Origin of the sequence: Aminiphilus circumscriptus DSM 16581 (assembly GCF_000526375.1) — a bacterium.
GTDB classification, from domain to species: domain Bacteria; phylum Synergistota; class Synergistia; order Synergistales; family Aminiphilaceae; genus Aminiphilus; species Aminiphilus circumscriptus.
Map to the genome: position 1 here is coordinate 1222613 of NZ_JAFY01000002.1, position 15408 is coordinate 1238020.

The window sequence follows — 15408 nt, forward strand, 5'->3', positions numbered from 1 at the left end:
TCGTGAGACGAAAGAACGGAAGGATTTTTGCGGGCCTGGTGCTTGCGGCGGTGTTCCTCTTTGCCGCCGTCGCGGTTCAGGCGGCGCCCATCGAGCCCCCCATCGCCGTCACCACCTGCGGACAGAGCCCCGGAGCGGTGATGGTGAAGATGTCCTGCGCCCAGGCGAAGCTCATGCCCACGGACAGCGACAACAAGCTCACCGCCGACGGGCTTCGGGGCAAGGGGTACAAGACACTCATCATCACCACGGGAACGAGCATGAAGGGAATGGGTGCGGCGGGTACGGACGTGAACAAGGAGATCGCCCGCATCGAGGAACTGGTCAAGGCCGCCCGCGAGGAGGGCATGCTGGTCGTCGGCGCCCACGTGGAGGGCATGGCCCGCAGGACCGATGCCTCCGACGAGGCCTCCATCAAGGCCGTCATGCCCCTGTCGGATCTGATCCTCATCATCGAGGACAGCGACAAGGACGGATTCTTCACCGCCTACGCCAAAGAGCTGAACAAACCCCTCGTGGTCGTCAAGGATGCCCTGGGCATCGGGGCGGCCTTGGCGGAGCTGAAATAAGCGCCCCCCGGGGAGGCCCCTCCGCGGGATGCCTCCCCGGAAGAGGGGAAGGTGCTGTGCGGGCGGAAACGTCCGAGATGCCCGGAAAGGAAGTCGGTCATGTTCGCGCATGCGTCCCTGGTGCTCGCCGTCATTGTGGGGGCCTTTCTCGTGGCCAAACTCTGCCGGATAAGCACGGAACTCTCCATGTTTCTCGCCGCCGTGGCGGGTGGCCTCGCTCATGGCGCTGGTCTGTCCCTCATCCGCCACCTCGTGGAGGGCACGTTCACCTATTTCGACGTGTGCCTCATCTTTCTCACCGCCACGTTCTTCATGACCCTCGTGAAGGAGTCCGGAGGCGTGGCCTTCATCGTCCGCAAAATCGTCGCCACCTTCGCGACGAGGAAGGTCATGTGTCTGCTCTTGCTCACCCTGGTCATGCTCATTCCCGGGGCGCTCACCGGCTCGGGAGCGGCGAGCGTGCTCACCGTGGGTGCTCTCGTGGGGGCGGTGCTCGCCGCCATGGGCGTGGAGGAGACCCGGCGGGTGGCCATCGTCTTTCTCTGCGCCGCCATGAGCGCCGCCGCACCGCCCATCAATCTCTGGGCCATGATGGCCGCTGCGGGGGCGAACATGCCCTACACGGGGTTCGGCCTTCCCCTGGGCATTCTCTCCGTGACGGGAGCGCTCTTCGCCATGTTCTTCCTCGCCGGAGGAAGCAAGCCCGTGGAGGTGGAGAAGGTGCTCCGGGCGCTTCCCGAAGCTCCCCAGGGCATGGGGTGGGGACGGGTGCTCGCACCCTTTTTCCTGCTGGCGCTCCTCGTGGTCGCGGGACGTCTCGCTCCCTTTTCCATGCCCGTTCTCGGCCTTCCCCTCATCTTCCTGCTCTGCGCGGGGATGACGATCCTCCTCTCGCCCAGGAAACTTCCCCTGTGGAAGATCCTCGGCGACACCGTGGAAGCACTGCTCCCCCTGGTGGGCATCATGGTGGTGGTGGGAGCGCTCATCCAGGTGATGGCCCTCTCGGGCGCGCGGGGACTCATCTCCCTGTCGGTGGTGACCCTTCCCCTGTCGGCGCTCTACGCCACCCTGTTCCTCATCCTCCCCGTCTCGGAGGGCATGCTCCAGTACGCGGTGGCGCCCCTTTTGGGAGTGCCCCTCATCATGCTCTTCAACATGAAGGGGCTCGATCCGGTCGTCGCCCTGTCGGCCATGGCGGTTCTGTGGCCCCTGGGGGACTGCCTGCCTCCCACGGCGGTGGTGGGGCGGGCGGCGGTGCTGGAACTCGGCTACAAGGGGAACTACTGGAGTGGATTCGTGAAGACCTGTCTGGTGCCGCTGGCCTTCATCGCCGCGCTGGCCACGCTCTTTCTCGTCTACAGCGCGCGCATCGGCGCCGTGTTGGGAGGATAAGCCATGATCATGCTCAATGGATTGGTCACCGCCGCCTACTATGCCATGACGGCCCTTTTCGGCGTCGTGCTGTGCCGCAATTTCTTCCGGACTCGGAACGCCCAGGACGCGGTGCTCTACTGCATCATCCTCGTTCCCTTCGTGCTGCGCCTGCTGCGCGTGAAATAGGAGGCCCGCCGTGGAACGGAGAACCTTGCTCGTGAAGGTCCTGAGCCTTCTGATAACGGTGCTCTTCATGGTCGTGGCGGGGCGGGAGTTCCGCGCCCACCGCACCTTTCGGGAGCCCGTCGTGGCCGGAGAAGGAGTCACGGCGGTGCGCACCCTCGGCGACTATCATCCAGGCGTCAAAGGGACGGTGAACGACTGCAACATCTATTTTCTGGACAGCGGCAAACCCGGCGCCACGGTGCTCGTCTTCGGCGGCACCCATCCGGAGGAGCCCGCGGCGAACCTCACGGCGGAACTCTTCGTGGAGAACGCCCGGGTGGAGCAGGGGCGTCTTCTCGTGGTGATCCGGGGCAACCGGAGTGCCAGTACCTACACCCGGAACGGCGAGGCCTATCCGACGTTCTACCGGATTCCGACTCCCTGGGGAGAAAAGACCTACCGCATGGGAGATCGCTGTTCCAGCCCCCTCGATTCCTGGCCCGACCCCGAGGTCTATCTGCACTACCCGACGAAGCAGATGCTCGCCTACATGGACATCCGCAACCTGAACAGAGCCTGGCCCGGCCGCCCCGACGGACTCCTCACGGAACGGACCACCTTCGCCTTCATGGAACTCATCCGCCGCGAGAAGGTGGACGTGTTCATCGATCTCCACGAGGCGGAGCTGGAATATCCCGTGGAGAACACCATCGTCGCCCACGAGAAGGCCCATGGCGTGGCTGCCATGACCTCCATGGTGCTCACCGCCCAGGAATTTCCCGTTCCCATCGGCATGGAGTTCTCCCCCGTGGCGCTTCGGGGGCTGTCCCACCGCGAGGTGGGAGACAACTCCGACGCCATGTCCATGATCTTCGAAGTGGCGGAACCCTTTCTGGACCGCATCCGGGGCATCACCGACGAGACGTTGCTCCTGGAGGGCAAGGACGAATTCGTGAAGAAGGCGGGGGAGCACGGTCTGCTCTACGCCCCCATGGACGACAGCGGCTGGCCCATCGCGGTGCGGGTGGGGCGCCATGCCTCGACGGTGCTCCAGACCCTGGAGACCTTCAACACCATGGAGACACCGGAGCGGCAGATTCTCGTCTCCGGCGTGCCCCGATACGCGGAACTCGTCGACAAGGGGCTGGGCGCCTTTTTCCGTGACCCCTCGGGCGTTCCCCAGGACCGTGTCTTCTACGAGTGACGTTTTCGGCAAGGCTGGCGGAGGACATCTCCTGTATCGGGGGTGATGAAGAAAAAGAGGGGAGAGGACGGCGCGGGGATGGCATGAGATTCTTCGGAAGAACGCGGAACGTCCCGGAGAGGCGAACGGCCTTTCTGGGCGGCGTTCAGAAGGAAGCCGGTTCGGACGTGCCGGATCGGAATCACGGAGGAAAAAGGGAGGAATGCTTTCATGCGCAACGGGACATGGCTTCGCAGAACCCTGCTGACGGTACTACTGGTGTTCGTCGCTTCGAGCGCTTTTGCGTGCACGGTCATGATGGTGGGCAAGAACGCCACCGTGGACGGATCGGTCATGACCACCCACACCTGTGACGGGTGGTACGATCACCGCATCCAGATCATCCCCGGAGGAACCCACAAACCCGGCGAAATGGTCCCCATCTACAAGAACATCTGCTACATGACCCGTCCCAACAAGGAACTCGTCCAGGTGGGTGAGATTCCCCAGGTGGAGAAGACCTACACCTATTTCCATACGGGTTATCCCTTCATGAACGAGAAATCGCTCATCATGGGCGAGTACACCTGGAGCGGTCGTGACGAGAACCTGAACGAGGACAAGGCATGGATGATGATCGAGCAGCTCCAGGTCCTGGCGCTGCAGCGGACCGCCACGGCCCGGGATGCCATCAGGGTCATGGGCGAACTCGCCGAGAAGTACGGTTACGCCGACGGCGGTGAAGCGCTCTCCATCGCGGACACCAAGGGCGAGATCTGGCTCTTCGAGATCTGCGGCCCCGGTCCTCTCTGGACCCCCGAGAGCGGAAAGCCCGGAGCCATCTGGGTTGCCCAGCGCATTCCCGACGATGGCTTTGCCATGGGCTCCAACCGTGCCCGCATCGCCGAGATCGACTGGAACGACAAGGAAAACTTCATGTACTCCTCGAACATCAAGAGTTTCGCCGAGGAGATGGGATGGTGGAAAGAGGGCGAACCCTTCGTCTTCCACAAGATCTACAATCCCCAACCCTATGGATCGCCCTACTACCAGCAGCGTCGGGAATGGCGCGTCTACAGCCTCGTCGATCCAGAGCTGAACCTTGACCCCGCTGCGGCGGAGCAGTATCCGCTGGTCATCAAGCCTCCCAAGAAGCTCTCCGTGCAGGACCTCATGGCGATCAACCGGGACTACCTGGAAGGCACCCGCTTCGATCTCACCAAGGGACTTGCCGCAGGCCCCTTCGGCAATCCCAACCGCTACCAGACCCCCAAGGACGTGCGCCCCGAGAATCGTAAGGGCAACGACTGGGATCGGGCCATCTCGATCTTCCGCTGCTCCTACAGTTTCGTGGGACAGGTCCGCCCCAACATGCCCGACCCGCTTGCGGCTGTGGTCTGGTTCGGTGAGGATGCACCGCATTCCACTCTCTACATGCCCATCTATGCGGGCACCACGGAAGTGCCCAAGCCCTACACCCTGGGCAAGCGCCACGTCTTCGACAAGGAATCCGCATGGTGGGCCTGGAACTTCGTCTCCAACTGGGCGGACCTCAAGTTCAGCTACATGATCGAGGACATCCGCGAGGCCCAGCGGCTCCACGAGAACAAGTATTTCCTGGAACTCCCCCAGGTGGACAAAAAGGCCATGGAACTCTACGGCAAAGACCCCAAACAGGCCGTGGCCTACGTGACTCGTTATGTCAACGAGACCCTCACGAAGGGGTTGGAGGACTGGTGGGAATTGGGCTGGACCCTCGTGGGCAAGTACTACGACGGAATGATCATTCAGCCCGACGGCACCTTTAAGAACGTGGGCTATCCCACGGAGTGGCTTGAGGCGGTGGGCTTCGGCGACACCGACGCAGAGCCCAAGAAATAGCGAGGTACAGAAGAGCGGTGGCGCGATTGTGCGCGTCACCGCAAAACAGGCGGGGCAACGGTCGTCCTTCGAGAGGAGCCCCGTCTTTCCCCGGACTTCCCCCGGGGTTGCCGTGGCGTTTTCCGTGCATGCACGCAAAACGCCACGGCTTTTTTGTAGCCTATGGCTGCGTGTGCAGTGCCGCGTGTCTTTGCGCAAAACGTCAATGCGGCAGAGTTGTTTTCGACTCCGGGCTTGCGTTTCCTCAAGGAAGGCGTGACGCGGCGAAGGGTGGAACATCTCCCGGAAAACGCAATGCCCGGGAGTTTTTGTGCTCTCCATCTTCTCCTTTGGAGCAACGACCTCCGAAGGTGGTGAGATTGCGGGGGCTTTTTGCATTTCGATGTCGATTCTCACGGGCTTTTTTGCCATAATAGGCGCGCCCTTTGGTGAAGATTTGTGTCCTCTTAAACACGGCCTTGCCACTGTTCTCCGAACATCTCCTGTCTGCGGAGTGGAATTTGTTTCTCAATGGGCACTTTGGTGGCATAGGGGTTACAATTCCGACGGAGCGCCGCGCAGGACGGCCGGAGGGGATTTTCGACCGGACAAGGTTCTTCCGCCCTGGAGAGTCCGGAAGACAACCGCACACGGTGCACCCAGGTGATTCTTGTCGGCATCCAGGCGCCTTATCGCGGGAGGCTGCGCTCAGGTTGAGCCTCGACAAAGAACCAAAAATGCGGGGGGTTGCACATGACCGAGAATCAGATCGAACACCTTCTGATAGAAAAGCTGATCGACCTCAAATACACCTACCGCCCGGACATACGCGACCGTGCGGCGCTGGAACGAAACTTCCGCCAACACTTCGAGGCTTTGAACCGTGTGAAACTCACGGACAACGAATTCGGCAGACTGTTGGAGGACATCGTCACCCCGGACGTCTTCGCCGCCGCCCGCCGTCTGCGCGAACGCAACACCTTCGAGCGCGACGACGGCACGCCTCTCCATTACACGCTGGTCAACATCAGGGACTGGTGCAAGAACACCTTCGAGGTCGTCAACCAGTTGCGCATCAGCACCGACTACAGCTATCACCGCTACGACGTGATCCTGCTGATCAACGGCGTCCCCGTGGTGCAGATCGAGCTGAAGACGCTGGCGATCAGCCCGCGCCGGGCGATGCAGCAGATCGTCGAGTACAAGAACGATCCAGGAAACGGCTACGGAAAAACGTTGCTCTGCTTCATGCAGCTCTTCATCGTCAGCAACCGCAGCGATACTTGGTACTTCGCCAACAACAACAACCGACATTTCAGCTTCGACGCCGACGAACGCTTCTTGCCATTCTATCAGTACGCGGACCAAAGCAACAGGAAGATCACCCACCTGGACAGCTTCGCCGATGCCTTTCTGGCCAAGTGCACCCTGGGCGAGATGATCAGCCGCTACATGGTGCTCGTGGCGTGCGAACAGAAGCTCCTGATGATGCGTCCCTACCAGATCTACGCCGTCAAGGCGATAGTGGAGTGCATTCATCAACACTGCGGCAACGGCTACATCTGGCACACCACCGGCAGCGGGAAGACCCTCACGTCCTTCAAGGCATCGACCCTGCTCAAGGACAACCCCGACATCGACAAATGCCTCTTCGTGGTGGACCGAAAGGACCTCGACAGGCAGACCCGGGATGAGTTCAACAAATTTCAGGAAGGCTGCGTCGAAGAGAACACCAACACCGAAACCCTGGTGCGGCGCCTGCTCTCCGAGGACTATGCCGATAAAGTGATCGTCACCACCATCCAGAAGCTCGGCCTCGCGCTCGACGGCAACAACAGCAGGCGCAACTACGCGGAGCGGCTGGAGCCCTTGCGCCGCCAGCGCATGGTGTTCATCTTCGACGAGTGCCACCGGTCGCAGTTCGGCGAGAACCACAAGGCCATCAAGGAATTTTTCCCCAACGCCCAGTTGTTCGGGTTCACCGGCACACCCATCTTCGAGCAAAACGCTTCCTGCCAGCAGATCGAAGGACAGCAGGCCAGCTATCGAACCACGGCGGACATCTTCCAGCAGCAACTGCACGCCTACACCATCACGCACGCCATCGAGGACCGGAACGTCCTTCGCTTCCATGTGGACTACTTCAAACCGGAAGGAAAGATTCCGCCCAAGACCGGCGAGCCTCTCGAAAAGAAAGCCATCGTCGACGCGATTCTCGCCAAGCACGACGCCGCCACCAACGGGCGCAAGTTCAACGCCCTGTTCGCCACCTCGTCGATCAACGACGCCATCGAGTATCATGAACTCTTCAAAACGGTGCAGGCCGAAAAAGCGGCGGCGGACGAAAACTTCCGGCCGCTGAATGTGGCCTGCATCTTCTCGCCCCCCGCCGATGGCAACAAGGATGTGCAGCAGATACAGGAAGATCTGCCGCAGGAAAAGGCCGACAACGAGCAGGAGCCCGAAAAGAAGAAAGAGGCCCTCAGGGGCATCATTGCCGACTACAATGCGCGGTATGGCACGAACCACAGCGTGGGCGAATTCGACCTCTACTCTCAGGATGTGCAGACGCGCATTAAAAACCAGCAGTACCCGAACAGCGATTTGCCGCACAACGAAAAGATTGACATTGTCATCGTGGTGGACATGCTGCTCACCGGCTTCGACTCCAAGTTTCTGAACACCCTGTACGTGGACAAGAACTTGAAGTATCACGGGCTGATTCAGGCTTTTTCCCGCACCAACCGCGTGCTCAACGACACCAAGCCCTACGGCAACATTCTCGACTTCCGCAGTCAGCAGGACGCCGTGGACACCGCCATTGCCCTCTTTTCCGGCGAGGCGAGCAAACCCGCCAAGGAGATATGGCTTGTGGAGAAAGCGCCGGTGGTTATCGAAAAGCTGGAAAATGCCGTGCAGCATTTGGGGCAGTTCATGCACTCGCAGGGGCTGGAAAACAAACCCGAAGCGGTGCCCAACCTCAAAGGGGACGAGGCTCGTGCAACGTTCATCAACCTCTTTAAAGAGGTGCAACGCCTCAAAACCCAGTTGGACCAGTACACCGACCTGACGGACGGGGACAGGGAGAAAATCGAGCAGGTGCTGCCCAAGGAGGAATTGCATGCCTTCAGAGGTGTCTATCTGGACACCGCGCTGCGTCTGAAGGCAAAACAGGGCAAGGGCGATAAAGACGCGGGGTCGGAGGGGGGGGAAATGGTCGATCAGCTTGATTTCGAATTCGTCCTTTTCGCCTCCGCGGTGATCGACTACGACTACATTATGGCGCTGATCGCGACGTATTCGCAGCAGAAGCCCGACAAGCAGAAAATGAACCGCGAACAGCTTATTGGTCTCATCCAGGCCGACGCCAAGTTCATCGACGAGCGCGACGACATCGCCGAGTACATCGAAACCCTGGAAGTGGGCAAAGGGTTGGACGAGAAGGCCGTCCGCGCCGGTTACGCACTCTTCAAGGAGCAAAAGAACGCCCGCGAGCTTGCCGCCGTTGCAGAAAAACACGGCATCGAGTCCGCCGCCCTGCAGACCTTCGTGGAGACCGTCCTGCGCCGCATGGTCTTCGACGCTGATCTCTTGGGCGACCTGCTCGCCCCGCAAGGGCTTGGCTGGAAGGCGCGCACGCAGAAGGAGCTGGCGCTGATGGAGGACATGATTCCGCTGTTCAAGAAACTCGCCCAGGGACGGGAGATATCGGGGTTGAGCGCGTATGAGCAATAATATGGAAGAAGCGGACATGACGGCGAAAACAAAGCGCGCATTGGTGCCTAAACTGCGCTTCCCCGAGTTCCGGGATGCGGGGGAGTGGGACCTTGATTTACTTGGTAATAAAACAATCTCTAAATTCATAGATGAGAGAGTATCGATAGATAAACTGAACCTTGAATCATATGTAAGCACTGAAAATTTACTACACGATTATGCTGGAGTAACGAGGGCTACTAAACTTCCAATTTCAGGTTCTTTCACATGTTACAAGAAAGATGATGTCCTAATATCAAATATTCGACCATATTTAAAAAAAGTATGGTCCGCAGATAAAGAAGGAACTTCTTCCAATGATGTTATCGTTATTCGTGCGGGGGAAAGGATCGCGAGTAACTTTTTAGTCTTTGTCCTCAAGAATGATCAGTTTATACACTATGTCATGACAGGTGCTAAAGGCGTAAAAATGCCCAGAGGAGATATTTCTTCGATGAAGGAGTATCCTGTAGCATTTCCAAAAGACGACGAACAAAAAAAAATCGCCGACTGCCTCACCTCCGTCGACGAGCTGATAACCTTGGAGGCCCGGAAGATCGACGCGCTCAAGGCCCATAAAAAAGGACTGATGCAGCAGCTTTTCCCCGCCGAAGGCGAAACCCTCCCCAAACTCCGCTTCCCCGAGTTCCGAGATGCGGGGGAGTGGGAGGAGAAGAAACTTGGGGAAATAGGCAATGTCTTAATGTGCAAAAGAATATTTGCTGAAGAAACGAATGATCGAGAAGGAGTACCATTCTTTAAGATTGGAACATTGGGTGGAATTGCGGATTCATTTATCAGCAGACAGTTGTTTGATGAGTATAGATCAAAATATAACTACCCAAAAAAAGGTGAAGTATTATTGACATGTAGCGGTACAGTAGGGAAGTGCATTCCATACAATGGAGCGGATGCGTATTACCAGGATTCGAATATAGTTTGGATAGCTAATCCCACTCGCGTTATTAGCAATGAGTTTTTATTTTATATATTATCAAGTGTTGACTGGAGCCGACTGAACTCCACCACAATAACTCGGATATATGGAGATGACTTAAGAGCCATCTCTCTTGTTTTTCCGGCAGATCCTGTGGAACAACAAAAAATCGCCGACTGCCTCTCCTCCCTCGACGACCTTATCGCCTTGCAGTCCCAAAAACTCGACGCGCTCAAGGCCCATAAAAAAGGGCTGTTGCAGCAGCTTTTCCCGTCTCCGGGCGAGGTGGGGGAATGACGCAGCTCATTCTCTACACCAGCGAAGACGGGCAAAGCCGGGTGCAACTGCGGGCCGACCGGGGCACGGTGTGGCTCGGCCAGCGGCAGATGGCCGAACTTTTCGATGTCTCGCCGGACAATATCGGCCTGCATCTGAAAAACATCTACGCCGACGGCGAGCTGCGCCGCGAAGCAACTGCCGAGGAATCCTCGGTAGTTCAAACCGAGGGCGGGCGCGAGGTGCGCCGCATGGTCACGCTCTACAACCTCGACGCCATTCTCGCCGTGGGGTATCGCGTGCGCTCGCCGCGCGGCGCGCAGTTCCGGCGGTGGGCCAGCACCGTGCTGGCGGAGTATCTGCGCAAGGGCTTCGTCATGGACGACGAGCGGCTGAAGAACCCAGACGGCCGCCCGGACTATTTCGACGAGATGCTGGCGCGCATCCGCGACATATGCGCCTCGGAGAAGCGCTTCTATCAAAAAGTGCGCGATCTCTTCGCGCTGGCTGCCGATTACAACAAGACCGATGAGGCCACACAGAGTTTTTCGCCGCCGTGCAGAACATGCTGCTGTACGCCGTCACGCGGCGGACCGCCGCCGAAATCATTCTCGACTGCGCCGACGCGGAGGATGCGCATTTCGGCCTGCTGTCCTGGACGGGCGATCGGGTACGCAGGCACGACATTCTGGTGGCCAAGAACTACCTGACCGAAGAGGAAATCGACACGCTCAACCGTCTGGTGGTGATCTTTCTCGAAACCGCCGAACTGCGGGCCAAGCGGCAGACGGTCACCACCATGGCCTTCTGGCGCGGGAACGTTGTGCGGATCATAGCCGACAACGGCTTCCCCCTGTTGGAGGGGGCGGGATCGGTCAGCCATGATCGCATGAAGCAGCGCATCGCTCCGCTGTTTTTGGACTACGAGCACCGCCGAAAAGCCGAAGAAGCCCGCGCTGCGGACGCACAGGACGAGGCCGAGCTGCAAGCGCTGGAACACAGGATAAAGGATCGCAAGGAGGCAGCACGATGACCGAACACGACAAGAGAAGACTTGGCGCAACCCTCTGGGCAATCGCCGATCAACTGCGCGGGGCGATGAACGCGGACGACTTCCGCGACTATATGCTCTCCTTCCTCTTCCTGCGCTACCTTTCGGACAACTACGAGGCCGCGGCGCAGAAGGAGCTGGGGTTGGATTACCCAAAGCTGCTTCCCGGCGACCGCCGCCCTCCGTTGGCCGTGTGGTACGGGCAAAACCCCGGCGATACCGACGAGTTCGAAAAACAGATGCGCCGCAAGACGCACTATGTGATCAAGCCGGAGTACCTCTGGAGCAGCATCGCCGAGATGGCGCGCACCCAGAACGGCGAGCTGCTGCACACTCTCGAAAAGGGCTTCAACTACATCGAGAACGAATCCTTCGCCAGCACCTTCGCCGGACTGTTCTCCGAGATCAATCTCAATTCGGAGAAGCTGGGGAAGGACTACGCGGCGCGCAACGCCAAGCTCTGCACCGTCGTCAAAGAGATCGCCGAGGGGCTGGCGCAGTTCTCCACCGACAGCGACACTCTGGGCGACGCCTACGAGTTTCTTATCGGCCAGTTCGCCGCCGGTTCGGGAAAGAAGGCGGGGGAGTTCTACACGCCGCAGCAGATATCAAGCGTCCTCTCCGGCATCGTCACGCTGGACAGCCAGGAACCGGCCACCGGAAGGAGGAAGACCCTTGAAAGCGTCTTCGACTTCGCGTGCGGTTCCGGCTCCCTGCTGCTCAACGTGCGCCGCCGCATGGGGGCGAACGGCATCGGCAAGATTTACGGCCAGGAGAAGAACATCACCACGTACAACCTGGCGCGCATGAACATGCTGCTGCACGGAGTGAAGGATTCGGAGTTCCATATCTACCACGGCGACAGCCTCACAAATGACTGGGACTGGCTGCGCGAGATGAACCCGGCGAAGATGCCGAAGTTCGACGCGGTGGTGGCAAATCCGCCGTTCAGTTACCGATGGGATCCGAACGAGGCGATGGGCGATGACATGCGCTTCAAGAACTACGGTCTCGCGCCTAAGTCCGCCGCGGACTTCGCCTTTCTGCTGCACGGCTTCCACTATTTGAAGCCGGAGGGCGTCATGGCGATCATCCTGCCGCACGGCGTTCTTTTCCGGGGCGGCGCGGAAGAGCGCATCCGCACGAAGCTGCTCAAGGACGGCAACATCGACACGATCATCGGCCTGCCGGCGAATCTCTTCTACTCGACGGGGATTCCGGTCTGCATTCTCGTGCTGAAGAAGTGCAAGAAACCGGACGACGTGCTCTTCATCAACGCCGCCGAGCATTTCGAGAAGGGAAAGCGTCAGAATGTCCTGACGCCGGAGCATATCGACAAGATTCTCGACACCTACCAGCGCCGCAGGGAAGAGGACCGTTACGCCCGCCGCGTGTCGATGAAGGAGATCGAAAAGAACGGCTACAACTTGAACATCACGCGCTACATCAGCACGCAGCAGGAGGAGGAGCCGATCGATCTGCACGCTGTCAACGCCGATCTGGTCGAGTTGACGCAAAGCATCGAGGCGGCGCGGAACAAGCACAACGCGTTTCTCAAAGAGCTGGGCCTGCCACCCTTGCCGTGATCTGAAATCGCTGGTGCTTCCCCGGAAAAGGCACCGCTTCGAACGTTCAAAGCTGTCCTGCCCGTGTGGAGAGGAACGGTTTTTGTTGGGGACATCCGGATTCCGGCACCAGGGGGACATCCACTTTTCCGAAGGTGTACGCATTCCATTGTGACGGAACAGAAATGATTCCTGACTCCGTCGGTCTTTTTCGGTGTCGTCATCCTGCTTTTCCGTGCGGCGTGCCGGACGCCCCTGACACGGGAAGAACGCTGGGCTATACTTGTACAGCCACACGACGGAGGAAAAAAACGTCGCTTCCAGAGAAAGAGAAGGAAAGGAAAAAAGACGAGGAAAATCCCAATTCGGAGGGCGATCCGTGAAGGAGGTGGCGCATGCGGAGCGGAAGAACCGATCCCCCTTCGCCGGGGAAGGATGTGCCTGCTGGGCAGGGAAATCGGCCTGTCCGCAGGGCGGTCTTTCTGAAGGATGTGTTTCTCTGTGCGCTCGGTGCCTATGGTGGCCCGGAGGCGCACATGAGCGTCTTTCTGGACCAGATGGTGGTCAGGCGGGCCTATCTCGGCGAGGCCGATCTGATCGAACTGATCGCCCTCTGCAGCATTCTTCCCGGTCCGACCAGCACCCAGACCCTTGTCGCCATCGGCCACAAGGTGGGGGGGCCGTGGCTGGCCGCGCTGGCCATGCTCGTCTGGGCGCTTCCGGCGCTCGCGGTGATGACGATCCTCTCGTTCCTCTACCAGTTTCTCGCCGCGTGGAACATCTCCTTCGGGGTGCTGCGCTATCTCGGTCCCATGGCGGTCGGGTTCATCCTCGTCGCCGCATACCGCATCGGACGAAAGGTGGTCACCGATGCGCTGACGATGCTGCTGTTCCTCTTCGGGGCGGTCACCACCTACTTCATCCGCGCTCCCTGGATCTTTCCCGCGGTGCTGCTTTTTGGGGGTGCCGCGAGCGTTCTCCTCGCCCGCGAACCAGACATGTGGAATCGGGTCCGTCTTTCGCCTCCGTGGATCTATCTGGTGCTCTTCGCCCTGTTCGCGCTGGGCGGACTCTTCGTGGAGCATCTCACCGACAGCCGCTCGGTCCTCCTCTTCGAGAGCTTCTATCGCTACGGTTACCTGGTCTTCGGCGGAGGGCAAGTGGTGGTGCCCGTCATGCACAGCGATCTTGTCCAGCACTGGAAGTTCATGACCGACCAGGAGTTTCTCACCGGCTACGGCTTGGTGCAGGGGCTTCCCGGGCCGATGTTCAGCTTTGCCGCCTATGCAGGGGGAATGGCGGCGCGGGGAGGTTCGGCGCTGCAACAGGTGTTCGGGGCGGTCGCTGGGGGCGTGGGGATCTTCCTGCCGGGCCTTCTGCTCATCTACTTTGTCTATCCCGTGTGGGAGGGGCTCAGACAGATTCGGGCGGTGCGCATCTCCCTCCGGGGCATCAACGCCGTCGCTGGAGGCCTGATTGCCGTATCCGCGGTGATCCTCATGCGGGCGAGCGGTTTTCAGCCCGACGGTCTGGCCGCAACGGCCCTTTCCGTGGGGCTGCTGGCCTGGGGAAAGATCCCCGCTCCGCTGATCGTACTCTTCGCGCTGTGTGCGGGGATCGTTCTCTGAGTGGCGCACGGTGCGGCAGAGAAGTAGCGTTGTAAAAGGCTTTTGTCATGGCGATGCCGTCCGGTCTCTTCCGCAGTGATTTTCGATCAGAGTCAGGCTGAAGTGGAGAAAGGAGAGTGAGGCCGTGAAGAAAAAAGCGCTGTTCGTCACGGACCCGCAGGTGGATTTCTGCAGTCCTTCGGGGTCTCTTTACGTTCCGGGGGCCGAGGAGGACTGCGCACGCATCGCCGAGCACATCGACCGGCGCGGGGAGGAGTACGCGAGGATTTTCGTGAGCCTTGACGTGCACACCCGGGGCTCCATCTTCTTCCCCGAGTTCTGGGAGGGCGTGGACGACGCCGCGAGGCGCCCCGAGCCCTTCACCGGCATCGACCTCGAGATGTACCTGAAGGGCGAATGTGCATGGGTCCCGAGAGATGCCGTCGTCAGGGAGCACGTGGTGTCCTACTTCCGGGAGCTCGCCGCGAAGGGAGAACGGGAGTTCACCATCTGGCCCATTCACTGCATTGCGGGCACGGAGGGCGCGAACATCCATCCCTCCGTCGCCCTGGCCCTGGAGCGGCATACCGTGAGGACCGGAAGGCCCCTCGATCTCGTCTTCAAGGGCTACCGTCCCTATGTCGAGCAGTACTCCGCCTACATGCCCGAGGTCGAAGCCGTCCTCGTCGACGGGGACATCCGGGAGATCGTTCTCTGCGGCGAGGCGCTGTCTCACTGCGTCCTCCACACCGCCGGGGACATGCGGGAAGCGCTCGCAAGGCGAGGGTATTCCGTCGCCATCGACATTTTGGACGGGTGTTCCTCGATCATTCCCGGATTCGAGACGGCGACGAGAAAGGCGCTTGCGAGCCTCCGCATCGGCACCGCTCCGTTCTGATTTGCGATTGCTCCTTGGAAGGTTGGAAGGGTGCGTGGAAGAATCTGTCACAAGGTGTCCTGAAGGGCATCCTCAATGCGTTCCGTCTTCGCGACGGGGCTGAAGAGTTTCTTGGAATCTCTCAATAAGGCTACGTAAGCTCCGCGGAGCGCCTCGCAAAACTCGAT

The 15408-nt window shown here is 59.8% G+C and carries 10 protein-coding genes and 1 pseudogene; all 11 read left to right on the top strand.

Going from position 1 to position 15408, the window contains the following annotated elements; genetic code table 11:
* The first annotated feature begins 2 nt into the window (after positions 1-2).
* The 11 genes and pseudogenes from K349_RS0106395 to K349_RS0106460 all read left to right on the top strand — a co-directional run bounded on the left by K349_RS0106395 (position 3) and on the right by K349_RS0106460 (position 15241).
* Complete coding sequence (locus K349_RS0106395; protein WP_026368995.1) at positions 3-569, top strand: DUF6305 family protein; 567 nt, start codon at positions 3-5, stop codon at positions 567-569.
* A 99-nt stretch (positions 570-668) separates the two neighbouring features.
* Positions 669-1961, top strand: a complete 1293-nt coding sequence (locus tag K349_RS0106400; protein ID WP_026368996.1) for a hypothetical protein — start codon at positions 669-671, stop codon at positions 1959-1961.
* A gap of 3 nt (positions 1962-1964) precedes the next feature.
* Positions 1965-2129 carry a hypothetical protein gene (locus tag K349_RS19325; protein ID WP_026368997.1) on the top strand — a complete coding sequence of 55 codons (165 nt, stop codon included), beginning with the start codon at positions 1965-1967 and terminating at the stop codon, positions 2127-2129.
* 67 nt (positions 2130-2196) lie between these two features.
* Positions 2197-3312, top strand: a complete 1116-nt coding sequence (locus tag K349_RS0106410; RefSeq protein WP_051464263.1) for a M14 family metallopeptidase — start codon at positions 2197-2199, stop codon at positions 3310-3312.
* Positions 3313-3522: 210 nt separating this feature from the next.
* Complete coding sequence (locus K349_RS0106420) at positions 3523-5172, top strand: dipeptidase (protein ID WP_026369000.1); 1650 nt, start codon at positions 3523-3525, stop codon at positions 5170-5172.
* Positions 5173-5904: 732 nt separating this feature from the next.
* On the top strand, positions 5905-8886 hold the full coding sequence (locus tag K349_RS0106425) for a type I restriction endonuclease subunit R (protein ID WP_026369001.1): 2982 nt from the start codon (positions 5905-5907) through the stop codon (positions 8884-8886).
* Complete coding sequence (locus K349_RS17895; RefSeq protein ID WP_084460226.1) at positions 8876-10141, top strand: restriction endonuclease subunit S; 1266 nt, start codon at positions 8876-8878, stop codon at positions 10139-10141. The genes K349_RS0106425 and K349_RS17895 overlap by 11 nt, the downstream gene beginning before the upstream one ends.
* 230 nt (positions 10142-10371) lie before the next feature.
* Positions 10372-11153 (top strand): annotated as a pseudogene (gene rhuM, locus K349_RS19640) (RhuM family protein).
* Complete coding sequence (locus K349_RS0106445; protein WP_026369002.1) at positions 11150-12757, top strand: type I restriction-modification system subunit M; 1608 nt, start codon at positions 11150-11152, stop codon at positions 12755-12757. Before rhuM ends, K349_RS0106445 begins: the two are co-directional and overlap by 4 nt.
* Positions 12758-13131: 374 nt before the next feature.
* The gene (chrA, locus tag K349_RS0106455; protein WP_026369004.1) at positions 13132-14364 is read left to right on the top strand and encodes a chromate efflux transporter; all 1233 of its coding nucleotides are present in this window, start codon (positions 13132-13134) and stop codon (positions 14362-14364) included.
* 124 nt (positions 14365-14488) lie between these two features.
* Entirely contained in the window at positions 14489-15241 is a 753-nt protein-coding gene (locus K349_RS0106460) for an isochorismatase family protein (RefSeq protein WP_026369005.1), read from the top strand.
* Positions 15242-15408: the final 167 nt, after the last annotated feature.